General features: G+C 69.1%; 21 protein-coding genes and 1 tRNA gene. 13 read left to right on the top strand and 9 right to left on the bottom strand.

The genetic code is table 11. The annotated features are described in order from the left end of the window. Positions 1 to 734: 734 nt before the first annotated feature. The 3 genes from ACZ6Y1_RS26265 to ACZ6Y1_RS26255 form a co-directional block, all read right to left on the bottom strand. Positions 735 to 1,220, bottom strand: coding sequence for an NUDIX domain-containing protein (locus ACZ6Y1_RS26265; protein ID WP_469634516.1), 486 nt, complete (start codon positions 1,218 to 1,220; stop codon positions 735 to 737). A 19-nt stretch (positions 1,221 to 1,239) separates the two neighbouring features. Continuing rightward, on the bottom strand, positions 1,240 to 2,454 hold the full coding sequence (locus ACZ6Y1_RS26260) for a helix-turn-helix domain-containing protein (protein ID WP_469634513.1): 1,215 nt from the start codon (positions 2,452 to 2,454) through the stop codon (positions 1,240 to 1,242). 237 nt (positions 2,455 to 2,691) lie between these two features. Beyond that, on the bottom strand, positions 2,692 to 3,060 hold the full coding sequence (locus ACZ6Y1_RS26255; protein ID WP_469634510.1) for a winged helix-turn-helix domain-containing protein: 369 nt from the start codon (positions 3,058 to 3,060) through the stop codon (positions 2,692 to 2,694). Positions 3,061 to 3,212: 152 nt separating this feature from the next. Between ACZ6Y1_RS26255 and ACZ6Y1_RS26250 the strand changes: the two genes are divergently transcribed. From ACZ6Y1_RS26250 to ACZ6Y1_RS26200, 11 genes are all read left to right on the top strand, one after another. After that, entirely contained in the window at positions 3,213 to 3,569 is a 357-nt protein-coding gene (locus tag ACZ6Y1_RS26250; protein WP_469634508.1) for an SCO3933 family regulatory protein, read from the top strand. Between the two features lie 2 nt (positions 3,570 to 3,571). Continuing rightward, positions 3,572 to 4,927 carry an FtsK/SpoIIIE domain-containing protein gene (locus ACZ6Y1_RS26245; protein WP_469634504.1) on the top strand — a complete coding sequence of 452 codons (1,356 nt, stop codon included), beginning with the start codon at positions 3,572 to 3,574 and terminating at the stop codon, positions 4,925 to 4,927. 84 nt (positions 4,928 to 5,011) lie between these two features. Continuing rightward, entirely contained in the window at positions 5,012 to 5,194 is a 183-nt protein-coding gene (locus tag ACZ6Y1_RS26240) for a hypothetical protein (RefSeq protein WP_469634501.1), read from the top strand. Between the two features lie 70 nt (positions 5,195 to 5,264). Then, positions 5,265 to 5,927, top strand: a complete 663-nt coding sequence (locus ACZ6Y1_RS26235; RefSeq protein WP_469634498.1) for a DUF2637 domain-containing protein — start codon at positions 5,265 to 5,267, stop codon at positions 5,925 to 5,927. Positions 5,928 to 5,940: 13 nt separating this feature from the next. After that, entirely contained in the window at positions 5,941 to 6,135 is a 195-nt protein-coding gene (locus ACZ6Y1_RS26230) for a mobile element transfer protein (protein ID WP_469634495.1), read from the top strand. A gap of 18 nt (positions 6,136 to 6,153) precedes the next feature. Then, positions 6,154 to 6,312, top strand: coding sequence for a hypothetical protein (locus tag ACZ6Y1_RS26225; protein ID WP_328298446.1), 159 nt, complete (start codon positions 6,154 to 6,156; stop codon positions 6,310 to 6,312). A gap of 25 nt (positions 6,313 to 6,337) precedes the next feature. Next, positions 6,338 to 6,667, top strand: coding sequence for a SpdD-like protein (locus ACZ6Y1_RS26220; protein WP_469634492.1), 330 nt, complete (start codon positions 6,338 to 6,340; stop codon positions 6,665 to 6,667). A gap of 92 nt (positions 6,668 to 6,759) precedes the next feature. Continuing rightward, positions 6,760 to 6,942 carry a hypothetical protein gene (locus tag ACZ6Y1_RS26215; RefSeq protein ID WP_469634489.1) on the top strand — a complete coding sequence of 61 codons (183 nt, stop codon included), beginning with the start codon at positions 6,760 to 6,762 and terminating at the stop codon, positions 6,940 to 6,942. Between the two features lie 4 nt (positions 6,943 to 6,946). Next, positions 6,947 to 8,326 (top strand): replication initiator protein RepSA, encoded by a 1,380-nt coding sequence (gene repSA, locus ACZ6Y1_RS26210; RefSeq protein ID WP_469634486.1) that lies wholly within the window; start codon positions 6,947 to 6,949, stop codon positions 8,324 to 8,326. After that, a complete protein-coding gene (locus ACZ6Y1_RS26205; protein WP_469634483.1) occupies positions 8,323 to 8,541 on the top strand; it encodes a helix-turn-helix domain-containing protein in 219 nt (72 codons plus the stop codon). The genes repSA and ACZ6Y1_RS26205 overlap by 4 nt, the downstream gene beginning before the upstream one ends. Beyond that, positions 8,538 to 9,704 carry a tyrosine-type recombinase/integrase gene (locus ACZ6Y1_RS26200; protein ID WP_469634479.1) on the top strand — a complete coding sequence of 389 codons (1,167 nt, stop codon included), beginning with the start codon at positions 8,538 to 8,540 and terminating at the stop codon, positions 9,702 to 9,704. The genes ACZ6Y1_RS26205 and ACZ6Y1_RS26200 overlap by 4 nt, the downstream gene beginning before the upstream one ends. 78 nt (positions 9,705 to 9,782) lie before the next feature. On the opposite strand, the gene ACZ6Y1_RS26195 is transcribed toward ACZ6Y1_RS26200, so the two are convergent. The 3 genes from ACZ6Y1_RS26195 to ACZ6Y1_RS26185 all read right to left on the bottom strand — a co-directional run bounded on the left by ACZ6Y1_RS26195 (position 9,783) and on the right by ACZ6Y1_RS26185 (position 11,576). Further along, positions 9,783 to 9,856 (bottom strand) — tRNA-Pro (locus ACZ6Y1_RS26195). A 39-nt stretch (positions 9,857 to 9,895) separates the two neighbouring features. Next, positions 9,896 to 10,603 (bottom strand): Pr6Pr family membrane protein, encoded by a 708-nt coding sequence (locus ACZ6Y1_RS26190; RefSeq protein WP_469634476.1) that lies wholly within the window; start codon positions 10,601 to 10,603, stop codon positions 9,896 to 9,898. 34 nt (positions 10,604 to 10,637) lie between these two features. Further along, the gene (locus ACZ6Y1_RS26185) at positions 10,638 to 11,576 is read right to left on the bottom strand and encodes a metallophosphoesterase (protein ID WP_469634473.1); all 939 of its coding nucleotides are present in this window, start codon (positions 11,574 to 11,576) and stop codon (positions 10,638 to 10,640) included. Between the two features lie 68 nt (positions 11,577 to 11,644). Between ACZ6Y1_RS26185 and ACZ6Y1_RS26180 the strand changes: the two genes are divergently transcribed. Then, positions 11,645 to 12,106, top strand: coding sequence for a GatB/YqeY domain-containing protein (locus tag ACZ6Y1_RS26180; RefSeq protein ID WP_469634470.1), 462 nt, complete (start codon positions 11,645 to 11,647; stop codon positions 12,104 to 12,106). Positions 12,107 to 12,187: 81 nt separating this feature from the next. Here ACZ6Y1_RS26180 and ACZ6Y1_RS26175 read toward each other — a convergent pair whose 3' ends face one another. Then, complete coding sequence (locus ACZ6Y1_RS26175; RefSeq protein ID WP_469634467.1) at positions 12,188 to 14,464, bottom strand: transglycosylase domain-containing protein; 2,277 nt, start codon at positions 14,462 to 14,464, stop codon at positions 12,188 to 12,190. 396 nt (positions 14,465 to 14,860) lie between these two features. Between ACZ6Y1_RS26175 and ACZ6Y1_RS26170 the strand changes: the two genes are divergently transcribed. Continuing rightward, positions 14,861 to 15,211 carry a WhiB family transcriptional regulator gene (locus ACZ6Y1_RS26170; RefSeq protein WP_030648100.1) on the top strand — a complete coding sequence of 117 codons (351 nt, stop codon included), beginning with the start codon at positions 14,861 to 14,863 and terminating at the stop codon, positions 15,209 to 15,211. Positions 15,212 to 15,240: 29 nt separating this feature from the next. Here ACZ6Y1_RS26170 and bagB read toward each other — a convergent pair whose 3' ends face one another. Then, positions 15,241 to 16,530: an ATPase BagB gene (gene bagB, locus ACZ6Y1_RS26165; RefSeq protein WP_469634464.1), complete on the bottom strand. Its 1,290-nt coding sequence runs from the start codon at positions 16,528 to 16,530 to the stop codon at positions 15,241 to 15,243. After that, positions 16,527 to 17,510 carry an ATPase BagA gene (gene bagA, locus ACZ6Y1_RS26160; RefSeq protein ID WP_469634461.1) on the bottom strand — a complete coding sequence of 328 codons (984 nt, stop codon included), beginning with the start codon at positions 17,508 to 17,510 and terminating at the stop codon, positions 16,527 to 16,529. The genes bagB and bagA overlap by 4 nt, the downstream gene beginning before the upstream one ends. Between the last annotated feature and the right edge of the window lie 50 nt (positions 17,511 to 17,560).

Genomic DNA, 17,560 nt, shown 5'->3' with positions numbered 1-17,560 from the left:
GGTTCTCAAAGCGCAGATGAGAGTGCATCCCGCGAGACTACGCGTCCCGCCCCACCGGCGAGGCCGAGGCGAACGTTGCCTGGTGCGGCACTAGCACCTGGTTGCTCACGTCGGCACAGCGTGCTCGTCGACGCACGTTGATCGACGGTGGGATGAGTATGTTTCTCCTGGAGAATTCCGAACCCTAGGACTGCCTAGCGTGCACGCTGTCTTTTCCATCGGCAGCCAGTCGTACACGCTTCCCAGCCCACCACTCGCCCCAACTCCCATCCCGTCTGCCGTCGACCCACACGTATGTGGAGCGGCCGCGGTGCCGGGCGTCCAGGTGGAGCGCCCAACTGGACGTACGACCTGGACGCCCGGTGCCGTGGCTGCTCGGCTTGTCCTGGGTCGATGGCAGACGGGATGGGAGTTCCCCCGCCTCAGCCCCCTTCGGCCGGCACTCGTGAGCGGCGCCCCCGCCATCCCGGAGTCAGAGCGCCCCCGCCGGAGGCACCAGTCTTGGCCGGTAGCCGACCGATCAGGCCGGGTCCATCCCCATCAAGCCCTTAGCCACGTTGGCGCGCGGTCGGCGGTCCGGGCTGGAGCGGGGCGCAGACAGGAGCGCAGGCCCGGGGCGACGGGCGCGCGACGCCGCCTTGGGCGGCGGAAGCGCCCTTGATGAAGTAGGGAAACTCTTACCGCAAGGCGCTCTTGCTGGGTCCGTGCCTGGCTGCGCTCCTGAACGCTCCGCGTCAGGCCGCGCTCTCCTGTGGCTGCTGCCCGTGCTCCAGGTAGATCTGGGTGCCCTCCTGTCGTGCCTTGGCAGCTGCGAGGATCCGGCGGGCAAGCCGCGGGATGGTTCGCTCGCTGATCTCGCCTGGCTCGACAAACGCGTAGCTCTTCAGCTCGTCGGCCTGCAACTCGATCTTCGCCAGAATCTCGGGGCTGAGCTGTCCGCCATCGAAGAGGTAGAGAACCTTGTCGCCTTCGCCGGCACTCGGGGCCCAGTCCACGACCAGCAGCCGTCCCAGCGACGGGGCGATGCCCAACTCCTCCTCGACCTCGCGCCTGGCAGCGCTGAGCGGCGACTCCCCGGTCTCTACATATCCGCCGGGGACATCCCAGTAGTTCTTGTAGATCGGTTCCACCATGAGGATGCGGCCGGAGGCGTCAAAGAAGAGCGCACCCGCTGCCATCCGCGGGTGCGCCATCTTCGCTTCATGCTCGTTCGCTGCCATGCAGGTGAGCCTACCTACGTCAGATCACATGGAGCCGGTGGGCGAGATCGGCCAGCGTTCGGCTCGGGCGCCCTCGGTGGTTGCGAACCCAGGAGAGGACGAGTTCTCGCGCGAGGTAGTGACTCCGTACCTGCTCCGGCGCCCAGGCCTCGGCTTCGAGGACCTTGGTGAGGGCGTCGTCCTGGCGATTGTGCGCGCTGAGCGCCCGCGCGATTTCGAGATTGTGGCGTGTGCGGCGTTCGGTCGGCAGGGCGCTGGTGTCGATGCGAGGCCCAAGGTCCACTGCGACCTGCATGTCGCCCAGCTCAGCCGCCGTGGCTACGCGGTGGATAGCGACGTTGGTGGGGCCGAAGGCAGTCCAGACGTGATTGGCATCGTGGCCGAGTCGCTGAGCCGCCCGGTCCGCCTCGGCAAGGAAGTCGCGTGTCGTGGCGCGATCGTCCGCGCGGGCGGCGGCCATCGAGCCTGCGAGGTAGAGCGTGCCGTAGATCGAGAGGAATTCGGGGCCAGCGTCTTCGAGCTCGGGACGCAGGTGTTCGGAAGCGTCGCCTACGAGTTGTACGGCTGCATCGAAACGGCCGTTGGACAGCAGGCAGTGCACCACGGAGCGGAGCAGGGAGCCCGTCACCACAGAGTTTCCGGACTGCTGGGCTGCGGCGAGTCCTCGATCGGCTGCGATCCAGGCGAGGTCGGTTTCGCCGAGTTTGGTGAGCACCATGGCAGCGCCTTGGTACGTCATGGCAGTCAGCTCATGCGCCCGTTCTCGTTCTGCACCATCACAGGTCTGGGAAGTGATGAGGGCATCGGCGAGTAGGAGCGGGAGGCGGCGCGTCGCAAAGCCGTAGTGGGAGTTCTGGTAGGCGTCCCAGACCTCGGCGACGTTGCGGCTCAGCTCGTCCAGCGGCGTCGCCTCGCCCTCGGTGGTGACCCCCAGAAGCGGAGTGAGCTGCCGATAGTTCATGAGTGCCGACCGAAGGGCCGGAACCGTGCGCGTGCCGCTGTCGGCCGTCCAGTCCATCAGCGCCGGTTCGGCAAGCAGATCGCCGAGTGTCACGTCCAACGCATCGGCCAATGACTTGATGACCGAAAGCCTGTCGAGCTCCAGCCGGTTGTTCTCGGCTTTGCTCAGCCAGTCGACCGTTCGGCCCACGAGTCCCGCCAGGACTTCTTGGGAGAGGCCACGCCGCCGGCGGTACCACGCAACGCGCTCGCCGATCGTCAGGTTCGTCGTCATTCCTCGCATGAGAAGAGCGTCCCCCCGTCTCTCAGCTTGACCCCGGAGAGATTTTCCGGGGTGGTGCTGCGATCAGCTCCTAGCGTTGCAGACAGCTCGAACGACTGTCGGATCGAACGTGCAACAAGGGGGCGGGGCGGGTGGCGCTGACCGCGGCTGAGGTCCTGGAACTGATTAGTGAGGTCAAGGTGCTTGGCGAGGAAGTTGCGGCACTGGCACGCCGTGCCGACGCGATGGTCACTCTGCTTGCGACTGCTTCCGCACCAGAGCCTCAACCTGGTCCATGCGCTCGGCGAGCCGATGCATGTCCTTGCGCATCTCCGCCAGGTACTCGGTGATCTGCTCGAACTCCGGGCTGTGCTTGACCGGGCGGTCTTCACCAGGGAGGGTCGCGAAACTGCCCTTGCCCTGGTGCGAGATCACATAGCCGTCTTCCCGGAGACGAGAGATCGCCTGACGGGCAACGGTGCGCGAGACGCCGTGACCAGCCATCAGCTCAGCCTCGGACGGGAGTTTTACGCCTGGGGCCAGCCGCCCGTCTCGGATTCGCCGCTTGAAGTCGTCAGCGATCTCCAAGTACCTCGCACGCCCGGTGAACTCCGTCATAGCCCCTCTCCATGGTTGTCACACCAAGTGCACCACACCGCCTCGGCAGGAGTCGAGATTCAAGCACTTGACGTACTAGGTGCTTCAAGTGCATCCTCAAGTCAGGTTGGCCCACTAAGTGTGCCAAGTTGGTCGAGTCAAGGAGCGCATCAATGCGTCAGATTCCCGTCGACACTTCCGCTGCCATGGTGATGGTGGCTCAGCCCCCGGCTGTGAAGATCAAGGACCGCCGTACCGGTGAGATCGCCACCGACCCCGACACCGGCGCCCAGATGATGACCGTGGACGTGCTCTTTGCCGCGAACGGCGAGGCCGAAGTCCTCTCGATCACCGTCCCGGCCCCTGGCATCACGGGTGACCTGGTCATGGGCACCCCCGTAGGGCTGACCGGTCTGGTGGCCCGGCCGTGGGAGAACGAGTTCAACGGCCAGAAGCGCCACGGGATCAGCTTCCGGGCCGTCGCGGTCACCTCGCTGGTCGTGGACGCGCCGAAGCCGAAGGCGGCCTGAGCGTGACCTGGTTAACTGTCACGCTGCTGCTGGTCGCCGCCGTCGCGCTCCTGCTCCGGTGGCGGCGTCCGGCCTGGTACTGGCTGACCTTCGGGGTCACCTTCGCCGCTCTGCGGGTTCTGGTCCGCTACCGGTCGGTGATGGAGGCCTGCGGGCTCACCGTCCCCCCGGCCCGGTGGCGCCTGGCCCTGGCCCGCTGGTCGGATCGCCCGGTCCCCGAATCCCGGGCACCTCGGATCCTGCGGATCCGGCCGACCCGTACGGGCCTGGTCCTGCGGCTCAGGCTCCGGCCCGGTCAGGACGCGTACGACATCGCCGCCGCCACTGACCGCCTGCGCCACTCCTTCGCCCTGCACAACGTCACCACCCGAGAGATCAAGTCCTCGGTGATCGAGCTGCGGATGACCGGCTACGACGTCCTCAAGCGCGTGCAGATGCCCGCCCGCGGCGACCACGACCCGCTGAGTATCCCGGTCGCGCTGCGGGAGGACGGTGAGGTGTTCCGCCGGGACTACCTCCAGGTGCCGCACGCCCTGAACGTGGGAGCCACACAGTCCGGGAAGTCCGTCTACCTCCGCAACCTCGTCGCGGGCCTGGCCACAGAGCACGTCGCTCTTGCCGGGATCGACTGCAAGAACGGCGTGGAACTCGCGCCGCTGGCCCGCCGGTTCACTGCGCTTGCCGACAACCCCGACACCGCCGCCGACCTGCTCGCCGCGCTCGTCCGCTACATGGCCCGCGTCTACGACATCATCCGGCGCGAGCAGCGGATCAGCGCCGACATCCCCGACGCTGAGATCACCGCGAACATCTGGGACCTGCCCAAGCACCTGCGCCCCGTCCCGGTCGTGCTCGTCGTGGACGAGGTCGCAGAGCTGGCCCTGTACGTCACCAAGGACGAGGAGAAGCGCCGGGACCAGATCATCACCGACCTCGTGCGGCTCGCCCAGCTCGGCCGCGCCGCCGGGATCTACCTGGAAATCTGCGGCCAGCGCTTCGGCTCCGAACTCGGCAAGGGCATCACGATGCTCCGTGCCCAGCTCACCGGCCGCACCGCGCACCGGGTCAACGACGAGACCTCGGCCAATATGGCCTTCGGAGACATCTCCCCGGACGCCGTCCTCGCCACCGTCCAGATCCCCACCGACCGTCCCGGCACCGCCGTGGTCGGCGACTCCTCCGGCGGCTGGGTCCGTATCCGGACCCCGCACACCACGCTCCGCCAGGCCGTCAACGTGTGCAACGCGAACGCGCACCGCACCCCGGACATCGGCGAACTCGTGCCCTTCCGGCCGGCACTCCCGGCCCCCGCTCTGACCGGCAATGTCGTGTCAAAGCCCACCGCCGCGAGCGTCTGAACCTCCACCCTGCTCCATCGGTCGGCGTGACCGCATCACGCCAGGTCCCTACCCCTCCCATGCCAGAAAGCAGGAGTGATCCTCATGGCCACCGCGAGGAAGACCACCGCCCGCAAGCCCGCCGCGAAGAAGTGCGCCGACTGCGACGGCAAGGGCGAGACCGCCGAGACCGTCCGGGTCGGCAGCCGCAAGATCCGCGAGACCGCCGACCGTCAGGCCGCCCTGTGCCTGGCCTGCTTCGGCACCGGCGAAGCCCCGACCCCCTGATCCGCCGGGGCTGGGCGGCTGAAATCCCCCGCCTGGCCCTGGCTCCAACCTCAAGGAAGGAGGAACCCCGATGCTCCCGAAGGCCCGCCCGGACGCAGTCCTCGTACAGGCCGTGATCGCCGGGGCCCTGTCCTTCGCCCACCTCCACGACCTCGCCGAAGCCTCCGGACAGGATGGCTGGAAGGCCTGGGCCTACCCGGTCAGCGTGGACCTGCTCCTCGTCGCCGCCTGGCGCCGCCTCCGGCTCCTCCGCGATGCCGGGGACCCGGTCCGCTCAGCCTGGCTCTGGTTCACGGTGGCGCTCGCCGCCTCCCTCGGGGCGAACGTCGCCACCGCAGGGCTCCTCGACCTGGCCAACGTCCCAAACTGGCTGCGGATCCTCGTGGCTGGCTGGCCCGCCCTCGCCTTCCTCGGCGGAACCCTCCTCGTCCACCCCGCCCCGGCCCCTGACCCCGGCCCGGTCCTCGATCCCGCGCCTGTGGAAGAGACCGCCCCCACGGTCATCGAACGCGACACAGAACCCGAGCCGGTCGCCGAGCCGGAACCTGTCCCGGCCCTCCCTGCGCCCTCGCCTGAGCCGGTGCCCGTTCCGGCTCCGCTGGTCGAGCACGCCCGGAAGCTCGCCGCCGATCACCTGGCCCGCACCGGCACCCCGCTCGATGCGGACACCTTGCGTGCCCGCCTCGGCGTCCCGGCCGCCATGGCCGCCGCCATCACCGCCCAACTCGCCTGAACGGAGAACCCGTATGCCCGCCCCGGACCGCTTCCACTCGCTCATGCAGATCGGCCCCGTCCAGATCGGCACCTACCGCGACCGCCACGGACGCACCAAGCGCGCCGCCGTCTGCACCACCGACGGCTGCGGCTGGTCCGTCACCAACTACACGACCAGCACCGCCGCACAGCTCGCCGCCCGCTCCCACCGCTGCCGCGTCAACTGACCTCGGAAGGCCACCGTCATGGACGTCCCGCTCTGGCTCGCACTGATCGTCGTCGGCGCCCTCGGCATCAAGCTCATCCGCCCGCCCTGGTGGCTCGTCGCCGTGATCCTCCTCGGCGGCTACCTCCTCGCGGACAGCCTCCTCGCCCCGGTCATCGACACCGCCATCACCAAGTAACACAACCGAGAAAGGAGAACCGCTGATGATCCGCCCCAAGATCCCGGTCAACCCGCTCCCGACCGGCCTCGTCATCCCCCTCGACCAGCCGACCGCCGCTCTCGAACCCCACAGCGGTAGCGCCCCGGCCTGCGGCTGCGACCACGCCCCGGCCCCCGCTGAGCCCCGCGTCCAGATGCCCGCCGTCCGCCTCACCCCGACCGGCCTCGTCGCCGTCGTCGCCGGTGGCGCCGGACTCGTCCTCGTCGTCGGCGCCGTCCTGGTCTCCATGCTCCTCGCCGTCGCCATCACCGGCGTCTCGGTCGCCGTCTGCGCCGTGGTCTTGCGTTCCCTGCTCAACCAGAACCACCGCTGACCGGCCCCGGGACGGCCCTGAAACCGCCAAGTCTCCGCCGTCCCGGCGCCGTGCTCCTGCCCGAACCAACTGATCCGGAAGGAAGCACCATCATGAACCAGCACCACCACACCCCGGGCCAGGTCTGCCCCAACTGCGACGGCCACGCCTCTGTCGCCGTCACCCTCGGCGGCCGCGACCGCGCCGGTCACCTCCGTACGATCACCGCGCACTGCCCCGCCTGCGCCGGCACCGGCACCACGGCTCGCCGCACCGCCGTCGTCGCGGGGCGCTGATCGCGTGACCAACCTGCTCCAGGACCCGGCCACCCTCGGCGACATGCTGCGGGTGGCCTCGGCCCCTGATTACCAGCGCTGGCACGAGCAGGTTCGCCGCACCGGCGGCTGCTCCGACCCGATCCACGTCACTGGCTGGACCCTTTCCAAGGACAAGACCTCCGGCCAGACTCTGCACCGCTACTCCACCGAAACCGAGCCCGGCGGACGGCTCCGGATCGCCTGCGGCAACCGGCGGGCCTCCCGCTGCCCCTCCTGCGCCTGGACCTACGCGGGCGACACCTACCACCTGATCCGGGCCGGACTCGCCGGAGACGATCGCCGCGACATCCCCGCCACCGTCCGCGAACACCCCCGCGTCTTCGCCACTCTCACCGCACCCTCCTTCGGCCCGGTCCACAACCGCCCCGCCGGCCGTCCCTGCCGCTGTGGCAAGCACCACCAGGAGGACGCCGCCGAACTCGGTACCGCCCTCGACCCGGCCACGTACGACTATGCGGGCGCCGTCCTCTTCAACAACATGGCCGGACAGCTCTGGCAGCGCTTCACGACCCGCCTGCGCCGTGAGATCGCCGCGTGCGCCGGACTGACCCAACGGGAGCTGAAAGAGGAAGCCCGAATCTCCTACGGCAAGGTCGCCGAGTTCCAGAAGCGCGGCGCCATCCACTTCCACGCCGTCATCCGCATCGACGGGCCTGCCGGTCCGTCCAGCCCGCCGCCCTACTGGGCCAGCACGGAACTCCTTGATCGCTCGATCCGGGCGGCGGTGGCCCACACGTACACCTCGGTATCGGTCCCGGCCACCGCCGACCAGGCTGCTCGTACCTTCCGCTGGGGCACCCAGATCGACGTACGGCCCATCAAGGCCTTCGGAGACGGCTCCGACATCACCGAACAGGCCGTCGCCTCATACGTCGCCAAGTACGCGACCAAAGCCGCAGAGAACACCGGCACCCTCGACCACCGGATCGGCAACCGCGAAGCCCTCGTCCTCCTCGACGTCCCCGACCACACCGCCCGCCTGATCGGGGCCTGCCTCGACCTCGACCCGCTCTACCCGGACCGCCGCCTCGCCGCCTGGGCCCACATGCTCGGCTTCCGCAGCCACTTCTCCACCAAGTCCCGCCAGTACTCCACCACCCTCAGCGCCCTCCGCCAGACACGCGCCGACTACCGCGCCGCCCAAGAACGCGAAGCCCGCGGCCTCGATGACGCCGAGCCGGACACCGTGCTCGTCCTCGCCTCCTGGCAGTACGCCGGCCACGGACACACCCCCGGCGAATCCGTCCTCGCCGCCACCATCGCTCGAGACATCCAGCTCAACCGTCAGACCGCCCGCGAAGCGCTCGCAGACCTGAACGACGACTCCGAGGGAGAGCAATGACCACGATGACCTTCCGCGGAGCGGACCTTGTGCCCGCTTTGTACCGCGTCTCTGAGGCCACGCGCGTGCTCGGGATCAGCCGAACCGTCATCTACGACTTGATGCGCACGGGCCGCCTTCGGACGGTCAAGGAAGGGCGTACGCGGCTGGTCCCTGCCTCCGCGATCGCCGACTACGTGGCCCTCCTGGAGGGCGAAGCGGCGGCTAGGTCATGACCAAGCGAAGAAGCCGCGGGGACGGCGGCCTTCACTGGGACGAGAAGCGTCAGCGCTGGATCGCCAGCGTGAGCCTCGGCTTCGACCCGAGCGGCAAGCGCATCGTGAAGCGCGGCAGCGGCCGGACCAAGACCGAGGCGAAGACCAAGCTCAAGGAGGTGCTGCGGGATCACGAAGACGGTCTCGCCATCGCGCCGACGAACTACACCGTGGCGGACGCCGTGAACGACTGGCTTCTGTACGGGCTCGCTGGCCGGGATCAAGGAACCGTGGACACCTGTACGTCCCTTTGCCGGAATCATGTGATCCCGGCGCTTGGCGCCCGCAAGCTGCGTGAGCTGAGCGGTGAAGACGTGGACCGATGGCTCGCTTCCAAGGCGAAGACGCTGAGCACGCGCACGCTTCAGGCCGTGCACTCGTGCCTGAACCGAGCCGTCAAGCGCGCCATGGTCAGGGACAAGGTGAAGCGCAACATCGTGGAACTCTGCTCCATCCCGAGCGGGCAGTCCGGCCGGCCGTCCAAGGCGCTGACGCTAGTCCAGGCCGAAGCCGTGCTCCGGGCTGCCGAGGGCACTTCGGCTCACGCGTACATCGTGCTCGCCCTTCTTACCGGGGCGCGTACCGAGGAGCTGCGTGCGCTCACCTGGGATCACGTCTTCCTGAAGGGGGACCCGAATGCGGCCCCGCCCGTTCCGCCGCACATCGCGGTGTGGAGGTCGGTTCGGGCTACGGGGGACACCAAGACCAAGAAGTCGCGTCGGACGATCGCCCTGCCCGCCCGGTGTGTGGGTGCGCTCTGGAAGCACTTCGAAGATCAGGGCTGGGACCGGCTCGCCGCCGGTGATCAGTGGACGGAGAAGGGGCTTGTCTTCTCGTCCGCTGTCGGGACAGAGCTCGACTCAACCAACGTCCGGCGGGCCTTCCGACAGGCGATCGATGGGGCCGATGGGATCGACGCGAGGGAGTGGACCCCGCGCGAGCTGCGGCACAGCTTCGTGTCACTGTTGTCGGACAAGGGTGTGCCGCTCGAAGAGATCTCCCGGCTCGTCGGGCATTCCGGTACGGCAGTGACCGAGGCGGTGTATCGGAAGCAGATCCGTCCGGTGATCCAGACCGGGGCGACGGTCATGGACAGCATCTTCCGAGGCGCCGCGAAGCCGTAGTCACGCAGATAGACACGCACGCAGAAACAGGTGAGGCACCTACCAGTACTAGTAGGTGCCTCACCTGGTTTTACTCTGTCGGGGTGGCGGGATTTGAACCCACGACCTCTTCGTCCCGAACGAAGCGCGCTGCCAAGCTGCGCTACACCCCGATCGTCGCCCCGCAGCGTGTGCTGTCCTGGCGACATCGATTACTTTAGCGGACCCGCGGCCTGAGACGAAATCCGGTTTTCACCGGCCGGGCGCGGGGCGAGCGGGGACGCCGGCCGGCAACGGTCCGCCGCCACCAGCGCGAGGCCGAGGACGTAGAAGAAGAGACCCAGGACCAGCGCGTTCAGGGCGACGCGGGCGTAGCCGTACTGGGCCACGTCGATGAAGGGGTACGTGTAGCGGGCCTTCGCGCCGGGGGCCAGCAGGGCCCCGCGGACCAGCGCGAAGGTCACGTACGCGAGCGGGTACGCCAGCCACTGCAGGGCGTGGCGCGGGCGCAGGGTGCGCGGGGCGGTGAGGAGGAGGAAGTCCAGGACCGCGCCGATGGGGGTGACCGTGTGCAGGAGCTGGTTGGCGACGGCCTTCGCGCCGGTCAGCCCGTCCAGCTCGGCCAGCACGTTGAAGGGGCTCGACGGGTTCGCGAGGACCAGGTGGAAGACGAGCCCGGTGATCAGGATGAAGAGCAGGACGCCGCCCCGCAGGAGGGGGGCGACGTCCGGGCGGCGCTGCCACGCGCGGCCGGCCGAGAGCGAGAAGACGGCAGCGACCGCGATGTTCGTCCAGATGGTGAAGAAGCTCAGGACGACCGGGACGCTGCCCTGGGCGAGCTCGATGGCCACCCCCACCACGGCCGCGGCGGCGACGAGGGCGCGGAAGACCGCCTGGACCGTGTACGTCGGTGAGGTCATCGCATCAACGTACCGGGGGAGGGGTGGCGAACCCTTACTCCTTGGGGGTGAGCGTCAGGAGCGTCGCCTCCGGCGGGCACGCGAAGCGCACCGGGGTGTACCGGTTGGTCCCGCAGCCCGCCGAGACGTGCAGGTACGAGCGCTGCCCCTCCGCCTCGTAGGTGGACAGGCCCTTCACCCGCTTGGTGTCGAGGTCGCAGTTGGTGACCAGCGCCCCGTAGAAGGGGATGCAGAGCTGCCCGCCGTGGGTGTGACCGGCCAGGATCAGCGGGTAGCGGTCGGCCGTGAAGGCCTCCAGGGTGCGCAGGTAGGGGGCGTGCACCACGGCGATCGAGAAATCGGCGTCGGCCTCCGGGCCGCCCGCGACGCGTTCGTACCGGTCCCGCTTGATGTGCGGGTCGTCCAGGCCGGTGAAGGCCAGGTCCATGCCGTCCAGCTTCAGCCGCGCCCGCGTGTTGGTGAGGTTCCTCCACCCGGCCGCGTCGAAGGCGTCCCGCATCTCCTCCCACGGGTTGTGGACGGCGCCGACGACCGGCTTGTTGCCGTTGAGCCCGTGCCGGCCCTGGGCCTTCTCGATCAGGTAGCGCCCCGGGTTGCGCAGCCGGGGCCCGTAGTAGTCGTTCGACCCGAAGACGTACACCCCGGGGAAGGACATCAGCGGACCCAGGGCGTCGAGCACCTCGGGGATGCCCTCGGTGTCGGAGAGGTTGTCGCCGGTGTTCACGACGAAGTCCGGGCGCAGTCCGGCCAGCGACTGCAGCCAGGCGCGCTTCTTGCGCTGCCCGCGGACCATGTGGATGTCCGAGACCTGCAGTATGCGCAGGGGGCGCATCCCCTGCGGGAGGACCGGGACCGTCACCCGGCGCAGGCGGAAGGACCGCGCCTCGAAACCGGCGGCATAGGCCACACCCGCGGCACCGACCGCAGCGATTCCGGCAGCCGCCTTCAGGGGTACTCCGTAACGCGCACGCATGGGGTCATCGTCGCAGACGCGGAAAACGGGTGGGCGCCAGCGCCCCCGCACCTGGCAGACTCATGTCCATGACCACGCTCAAGGCCAAGCTCCAGGAAGACCTCACGACCGCCATCAGGGAGCGGAACGAGCTGCACTCGTCCACCCTGCGCCTGACCCTCTCCGCCATCACCAACCAGGAGGTCGCGGGCAAGGAAGCCCGTGTGCTCTCCGACGAGGAAGTCCTCAAGGTGATCGCCAAGGAGGCGAAGAAGCGCCGCGAGGCCGCCGAGGCCTTCGCGCAGGGCGGCCGCGCCGAGCAGGCCGCGCGCGAGACCGCGGAGGGCGAGTTCCTCGACACCTACCTGCCCAAGCAGCTCGGGGACGAGGAGCTCGACGCGATCGTGGCGCAGGCCGTCGAGGAGGCCAGGGCCGTGGGTGCCGAGGGGCCGCGGGCCATGGGCGCCGTCATGAAGATCGTGAACCCGAAGGTCGCGGGCCTCGCGGAGGGCGGGCGGGTCGCCGCCGCCGTGAAGAAGCACCTCTCCTAGCAACACCAAGAGGGGGCCCCCGCCGCATCCGACTCCGGATCCGGCGGGGGCCCTCCCTCTTTCCGTGCTGCTGCGCGCCGCCTAGTCGCGGCCGCCGATGACGCCCGGCGGGAGCGTGAACCCGCCGAGGGGATCCGTCCCGCCCGGGTTCCCGCCGGTGGCTCCGGCGGCGGTCGTTCCGCCGGCCGTCGTCCCGCCCGGCTGTCCGTCGCCGGGCTTGTTGTCGCGGCCGGGCTTGCCGGGCTTGTTCGGCTTGCCCGGGCTGGGCTTGCTGCCGCCGACGACGGGGCCGGCGCCGTCGGGGATGTTCACCGTGGTGAAGGTCAGTGCCTCACGGCCGGAGAGCGCGCCCGAGACCGCCTGCTTCCAGATCGGGCCGGGCAGGCCACCGCCGAAGACCTTGTCGTAGTACTGGCCGCCGATGGTGATGTTCTCCATCGACACCTGCTTGGTGCCGCCGGAGCCGACCCAGGTCGCGCCGGCCATGTTCGGCGTGTAGCCGACGAACCAGGCGTTGTAGCGGCTGTCGGTCGTACCGGTCTTGCCCGCGCTCTGCCGGTCGGTCAGACCCGACTGCTGGCCGGTACCGGAGTCGACCACGCCGAGCAGCAGCGTGTTGATGGTGTCGGCGGTCTTCTCGCTCATCGCCCGGTCGCACCTGGACTTCGGGACGGTCAGCGCCTTGCCGTGCGCGTCGGTGATCGACTCGATGGCGACCGGGGTGCAGTACACGCCCCGGTTGGCGAAGGTGGCGTACGCGTTGGCCATGGTCAGCGGGGACATGCCCTCGGTGCCGAGCGCGATGGCCGGTACCTCGGGGAGCTTGGTGCCGTTGGCCGGGATCACGCCGAGCTTGGTGGTCATCTCGGTGACGGGGCAGAGACCGACCTCGGAGATCATCTCGACGAAGTAGGTGTTGACCGACTTGGCCATCGCCTCCTTCATCGCGTACGGGCCGACCTCGGACTCGGTCTCGTTCTCCACCCGGTCCCTGCCGGTGTTGACCCAGGGCTTGTCGCCGCAGGTCTGCACCGGGCTCGGGTAGTCCATGTCGTACGGGGACAGGTACGTCTTCGTCGGCGGCAGCCCGCGCTCGATGGCGGCCGCGGCGACGAACGCCTTGAAGGTGGAGCCGGTCGGGAAGCCGAAGTTCGAGCCGCCCATCTTCTTGTCCACCGAGAAGTTGATCTGGGTCTCGTTCTTGGCGAAGCCGTACGGCTTGGACTGCCCCATGGCGAGGACCCGCCCGGTGCCGGGCTGGACGAGGGTGACGGCCGTCGCGACCTTGTCGTCCTGGTCCACGTGGTCCTTGATGGACTCGTTCACCGACTCCTGCGACTGCGGGTCCAGGGTCGTACGGACCGTCAGGCCACCCTGGTTCCAGACCTTCGCGCGCTCCTCGCGGGTCTTGCCGAAGGCGGTGTCGTCGAGGAAGGAGTTCCTGACGTAGTCGCAGAAGAACCCGGCGCCCTTGACCGCGGTGATGCAGCCGTTCTTGGGCTTGGTCACCTTCAGTACGACCGGCTTCGCCTTCGCCGCGTCCGCCTCCGTCTGGGAGATGTCCTTGATGTCGGCCATCCGCTGGAGGACGAGGTTGCGGCGCTTGGTCGCCTCGGTCACGTCGTTCACGGGGTCGAACCGGCTCGGCGACTGGACGACGCCCGCCAGCAGCGCGGACTCCTCCAGGGTCAGGTCCTTGGCCGGCTTGCTGAAGTAGCGCTGGGCCGCGGACTCGATGCCGTAGGCCTGCTGGCCGAAGAAGGTGATGTTGAGGTAGTTCTCGAGGATCTTCTTCTTCCCGAGCTCCTCCTCGACCTGGATCGCGTACTTCAGCTCGCGGATCTTGCGCCCGAGGCTCTTCTCCTGGGCCTCGCGCACCTTGGTCTCGTCGTCACCGGCCTCTTCGACGAAGACGTTCTTCACGTACTGCTGGGTGAGCGTCGAGGCGCCCTGCGCCGCGCCGCCCTCCTGCGCGTTGCGGTTGACCGCGCGCAGGATGCCCTTGAGGTCGACCGCGCCGTGCTCGTAGAAACGCGAGTCCTCGATGGCGACGATCGCCTTCTGCATGTACGGGGAGATCGCCGTGAGCGGGACGACCTGCCGGTCGCGCGAATAGACAGTGGCGATCAAGCCACCTTCGGCGTCCAGAATCGTGGTCCGCTGACTCAGCGGCGGAGTCTTGAGATTGGCCGGGATCTCATCGAATCCCTCGACCGTGCCCTTGGCCGCGAGCCCGAGGGCACCCGCCGCCGGAATCGCCATGCCGGCCAGCACCACTCCGGAGAGAACGGACACACCGAGGAACTTGGCGGCCTGCTGGCTCCCCGTGAGCCCGCCGCCCGAGCGCTTCTTTCCCATGGAGGGCAGCCTACGTTCTGATTCGCCGGACACATGCGAATGCCTTGGCCTAAGCTGACCCCAACTGTCACAGCAGTCCGGTACGACATCAACCCCTCGGCTTGATTTTCACCCTTCCCGAACCGGGTGGACTCATGTCCGAATCCCGCTCCCCGCTGTGGCCGTGCCTTCGTGATGCCCGCCGATTTCATCCGAATCGCCGGAATGGTCGGGCATGTCGCCGGATCACTCCGTCGGGTGATCTGCCGCTTACCCATAGTCCGTTCGGACCATTCAAGATTGGGCCCGTCGGGGGTGTTGCACTGTGCTCGCCTTCCGTAACGTCCTCAACTGGCAGCGGTGAATATGCCGCTACCGCCGTGGGGGAGCCTCGATTCGGGAGAGGACGGCGCCGGGATGGGCTGGGTTACCGACTGGAGTGCGCAGGCAGCCTGCCGCACTACCGATCCGGATGAACTGTTCGTTCAAGGAGCGGCACAGAACAGGGCCAAGGCGGTGTGCACCGGATGTCCGGTGCGGACCGAGTGCCTGGCCGATGCGCTCGACAATCGCGTCGAATTCGGCGTGTGGGGCGGAATGACCGAGCGGGAACGACGTGCGCTGCTGCGCCGGCGTCCCACCGTCACCTCGTGGCGACGGCTGCTCGAAACCGCCCGCACGGAGTACGAGCGCAGCACGGGCATCCTCACCATGGATGCAGATGCGGAGATCGACGTTCCGTACGAGACGTACGCGGCAGCCGGGTAGACCACACGGCCACCACGTCGTACGAACGCCTACGCTCCGGCCGGAACCCCGGCCGCGAGTCGCTCTCCGATGGCCCGCAGCCCGGCGAGGTCGTGCACATCGCCGGGCAGGGCGGCCACTTCGGCCACCGCCACTTCGGGGTGCAGTGAGGTGAAGCGATCGCGTGTGCGCTGCTCGCGCGCGATCACCTGCATCCTCTCCGCGTGCAGGCGCAGCAGGCCTGCGGTGATGCCGTCCACGACGGCTGAACGGTCGGACGGGTGGGGCAGGTGGGCCGGATCGCCGTTGCCGGTTTCGGGGGAGCCGTCGTCGGCCCGGTCACGAAGTCCAGCCTTCCCGGACTCCTGATCGACAATGCCGTCGTCTTCAAGATTCTCCGCGGCGGCCAACGCCCGTTCGGCGGACAGCTGGTCGGCGCCGCTGCCGTGCACCCGGTTCAGTACGAGACCGGCCAGCGGCATCTTCTCCGCGGCCAGCCGCTCCACGAAGTACGCGGCCTCGCGCAGGGCGTCCGGTTCGGGCGCGGCGACCACGAGGAAGGCCGTACCGGGAGCCTGCAGCAGCCGGAAGGTCGCGTCGGCCCGGGTGCGGAAGCCGCCAAACATCGTGTCCATGGCGGCCACGAAGGTCTGAACGTCCTTCAGCAGCGAGGCGCCCATCAGCTTGCTCAGGGTGCCCGTCATGATCGACATGCCGACGTTGAGGAACTTCATCCCCGCCCGGCCGCCCACCTTCGCCGGAGCCATCAGCACCCGGATGAACTTCCCGTCCAGGAAGGACCCGAGACGCTTCGGCGCGTCGAGGAAGTCCAGCGCCGACCGGCTCGGCGGGGTGTCGACGATGATCAGGTCCCAGTCGTCGCGGGCCCGCAGCTGCCCCAGCTTCTCCATCGCCATGTACTCCTGCGTGCCCGCGAAGCCGGCCGACAGGGACTGGTAGAAGGGATTGGCGAGGATGGCCCGGGCCCGCTCGGCGTCCGCGTGCGCCTCGACGATCTCGTCGAAGGTCCGCTTCATGTCCAGCATCATGGCGTGCAGTCCGCCGCCGTCGGCGCCCACGCCCCCGACCTCGCGCGGGGTGTTGTCCAGCGAGTCGATCCCCATCGACTGCGCGAGCCGCCGTGCCGGGTCGATGGTCAGCACGACCGCCTTCCGCCCGCGCTCGGCCGCGCGTACGCCGAGCGCCGCGGCCGTCGTGGTCTTGCCGACCCCGCCCGCGCCGCAGCACACGATGATCCGCGTCCCCCGGTCGTCGAGCAGTCCGTCGACCTCCAGCCGCGGCGGAGAGTCCAGAGCCACGGTGTCCACCCCCTCGCTCATTCGCCCACCGACTGCTTGCGCAGTTCCTTGGCCAGCTCGTACAGCCCCGCCAGGTCCATCCCCGCGCCGAGCAGCGGGAGTTCGTACGTCGGCATGTCCAGCTCCCCCAGTACGGCGCGCTGCTCACGCTCCAGCTCCACCCGGCTCGCGTGCTCGGCGGCCTGCGTGAGCAGCGGCTCCACCAGCCGCTCGGCGAGCCCGCCGCGGCGCGCTCCGCCGAGCCCTGCGCGGGACAGCGCCCGGGCGACACCGGCGCGGTGGTCCTCGGCGGCGGTGCGCAGGGTGTCCTCGTCCAGATGGTGCGGGCGCACCATGTTGACGACGACCCGCCCGACGGGAAGTCCGGCCTCGCGCAGTTCCGCGATGCCGTCAGCGGTCTCCTGGACGGGCATCTCCTCCAGCAGCGTGACCAGGTGGACGGCCGTCTCGGGGGACTTGAGCACCTTCATGACGGCCTGCGCCTGGTTGTGGATCGGCCCGAACCGGGCCAGGCCCGCCACCTCGTCGTTGACGTTCAGGAAGCGGGTGATCCGCCCGGTCGGCGGCGCGTCCATGACCACGTGGTCGTAGACGAACCGACCGGCCCGGTCCTTGCGCCGCACCGCCTCGCAGGCCTTGCCCGTCAGCAGCACGTCGCGCAGGCCGGGGGCGATGGTCGTGGCGAAGTCGATGGCGCCGAGCTTCTTGAGCGCGCGGCCGGCCGAGCCGAGCTTGTAGAACATCTGGAGGTAGTCCAGCAGGGCCCGCTCGGCGTCGATGGCGAGGGCGAAGACCTCGCCGCTGCCGCCGGGCGCCACCGCGATCTTGCGCTCCTCGTAGGGGAGCGCCTCCGTCCCGAAGAGCTGTGCGATGCCCTGCCTGCCCTCGACCTCCACGAGAAGAGTCCGCTTGCCCTCGCGTGCGAGGGCGAGCGCGAGTGCCGCGGCGACCGTGGTCTTGCCCGTGCCGCCCTTGCCGCTGACCACCTGGAGCCTGCTCACAGCGTCCGAGCCTAATTCCTTCGCCCCGGACCGCAGGCACTACCCTCGCT

The sequence above is a fragment of the Streptomyces sp. NPDC053432 genome (assembly GCF_055585365.1).
Note: the sequence above shows the minus strand (reverse complement) of the source record. Positions and strands in the feature narration are given on the sequence as shown.

What these genes read in the sequence shown, in the direction of transcription:
- ACZ6Y1_RS26265 (WP_469634516.1), bottom strand. Translation starts at nt 1,220, where the DNA reads ATGGCAGCGAACGAGCATGAAGCGAAGATGGCGCACCCGCGGATGGCA.
- ACZ6Y1_RS26260 (WP_469634513.1), bottom strand. Translation starts at nt 2,454, where the DNA reads ATGACGACGAACCTGACGATCGGCGAGCGCGTTGCGTGGTACCGCCGG.
- ACZ6Y1_RS26255 (WP_469634510.1), bottom strand. Translation starts at nt 3,060, where the DNA reads ATGACGGAGTTCACCGGGCGTGCGAGGTACTTGGAGATCGCTGACGAC.
- ACZ6Y1_RS26250 (WP_469634508.1), top strand. Translation starts at nt 3,213, where the DNA reads ATGCGTCAGATTCCCGTCGACACTTCCGCTGCCATGGTGATGGTGGCT.
- ACZ6Y1_RS26240 (WP_469634501.1), top strand. Translation starts at nt 5,012, where the DNA reads ATGGCCACCGCGAGGAAGACCACCGCCCGCAAGCCCGCCGCGAAGAAG.
- ACZ6Y1_RS26235 (WP_469634498.1), top strand. Translation starts at nt 5,265, where the DNA reads ATGCTCCCGAAGGCCCGCCCGGACGCAGTCCTCGTACAGGCCGTGATC.
- ACZ6Y1_RS26230 (WP_469634495.1), top strand. Translation starts at nt 5,941, where the DNA reads ATGCCCGCCCCGGACCGCTTCCACTCGCTCATGCAGATCGGCCCCGTC.
- ACZ6Y1_RS26225 (WP_328298446.1), top strand. Translation starts at nt 6,154, where the DNA reads ATGGACGTCCCGCTCTGGCTCGCACTGATCGTCGTCGGCGCCCTCGGC.
- ACZ6Y1_RS26220 (WP_469634492.1), top strand. Translation starts at nt 6,338, where the DNA reads ATGATCCGCCCCAAGATCCCGGTCAACCCGCTCCCGACCGGCCTCGTC.
- ACZ6Y1_RS26215 (WP_469634489.1), top strand. Translation starts at nt 6,760, where the DNA reads ATGAACCAGCACCACCACACCCCGGGCCAGGTCTGCCCCAACTGCGAC.
- ACZ6Y1_RS26205 (WP_469634483.1), top strand. Translation starts at nt 8,323, where the DNA reads ATGACCACGATGACCTTCCGCGGAGCGGACCTTGTGCCCGCTTTGTAC.
- ACZ6Y1_RS26200 (WP_469634479.1), top strand. Translation starts at nt 8,538, where the DNA reads ATGACCAAGCGAAGAAGCCGCGGGGACGGCGGCCTTCACTGGGACGAG.
- ACZ6Y1_RS26190 (WP_469634476.1), bottom strand. Translation starts at nt 10,603, where the DNA reads ATGACCTCACCGACGTACACGGTCCAGGCGGTCTTCCGCGCCCTCGTC.
- ACZ6Y1_RS26185 (WP_469634473.1), bottom strand. Translation starts at nt 11,576, where the DNA reads ATGCGTGCGCGTTACGGAGTACCCCTGAAGGCGGCTGCCGGAATCGCT.
- ACZ6Y1_RS26180 (WP_469634470.1), top strand. Translation starts at nt 11,645, where the DNA reads ATGACCACGCTCAAGGCCAAGCTCCAGGAAGACCTCACGACCGCCATC.
- ACZ6Y1_RS26175 (WP_469634467.1), bottom strand. Translation starts at nt 14,464, where the DNA reads ATGGGAAAGAAGCGCTCGGGCGGCGGGCTCACGGGGAGCCAGCAGGCC.
- ACZ6Y1_RS26170 (WP_030648100.1), top strand. Translation starts at nt 14,861, where the DNA reads ATGGGCTGGGTTACCGACTGGAGTGCGCAGGCAGCCTGCCGCACTACC.
- bagB (WP_469634464.1), bottom strand. Translation starts at nt 16,530, where the DNA reads ATGAGCGAGGGGGTGGACACCGTGGCTCTGGACTCTCCGCCGCGGCTG.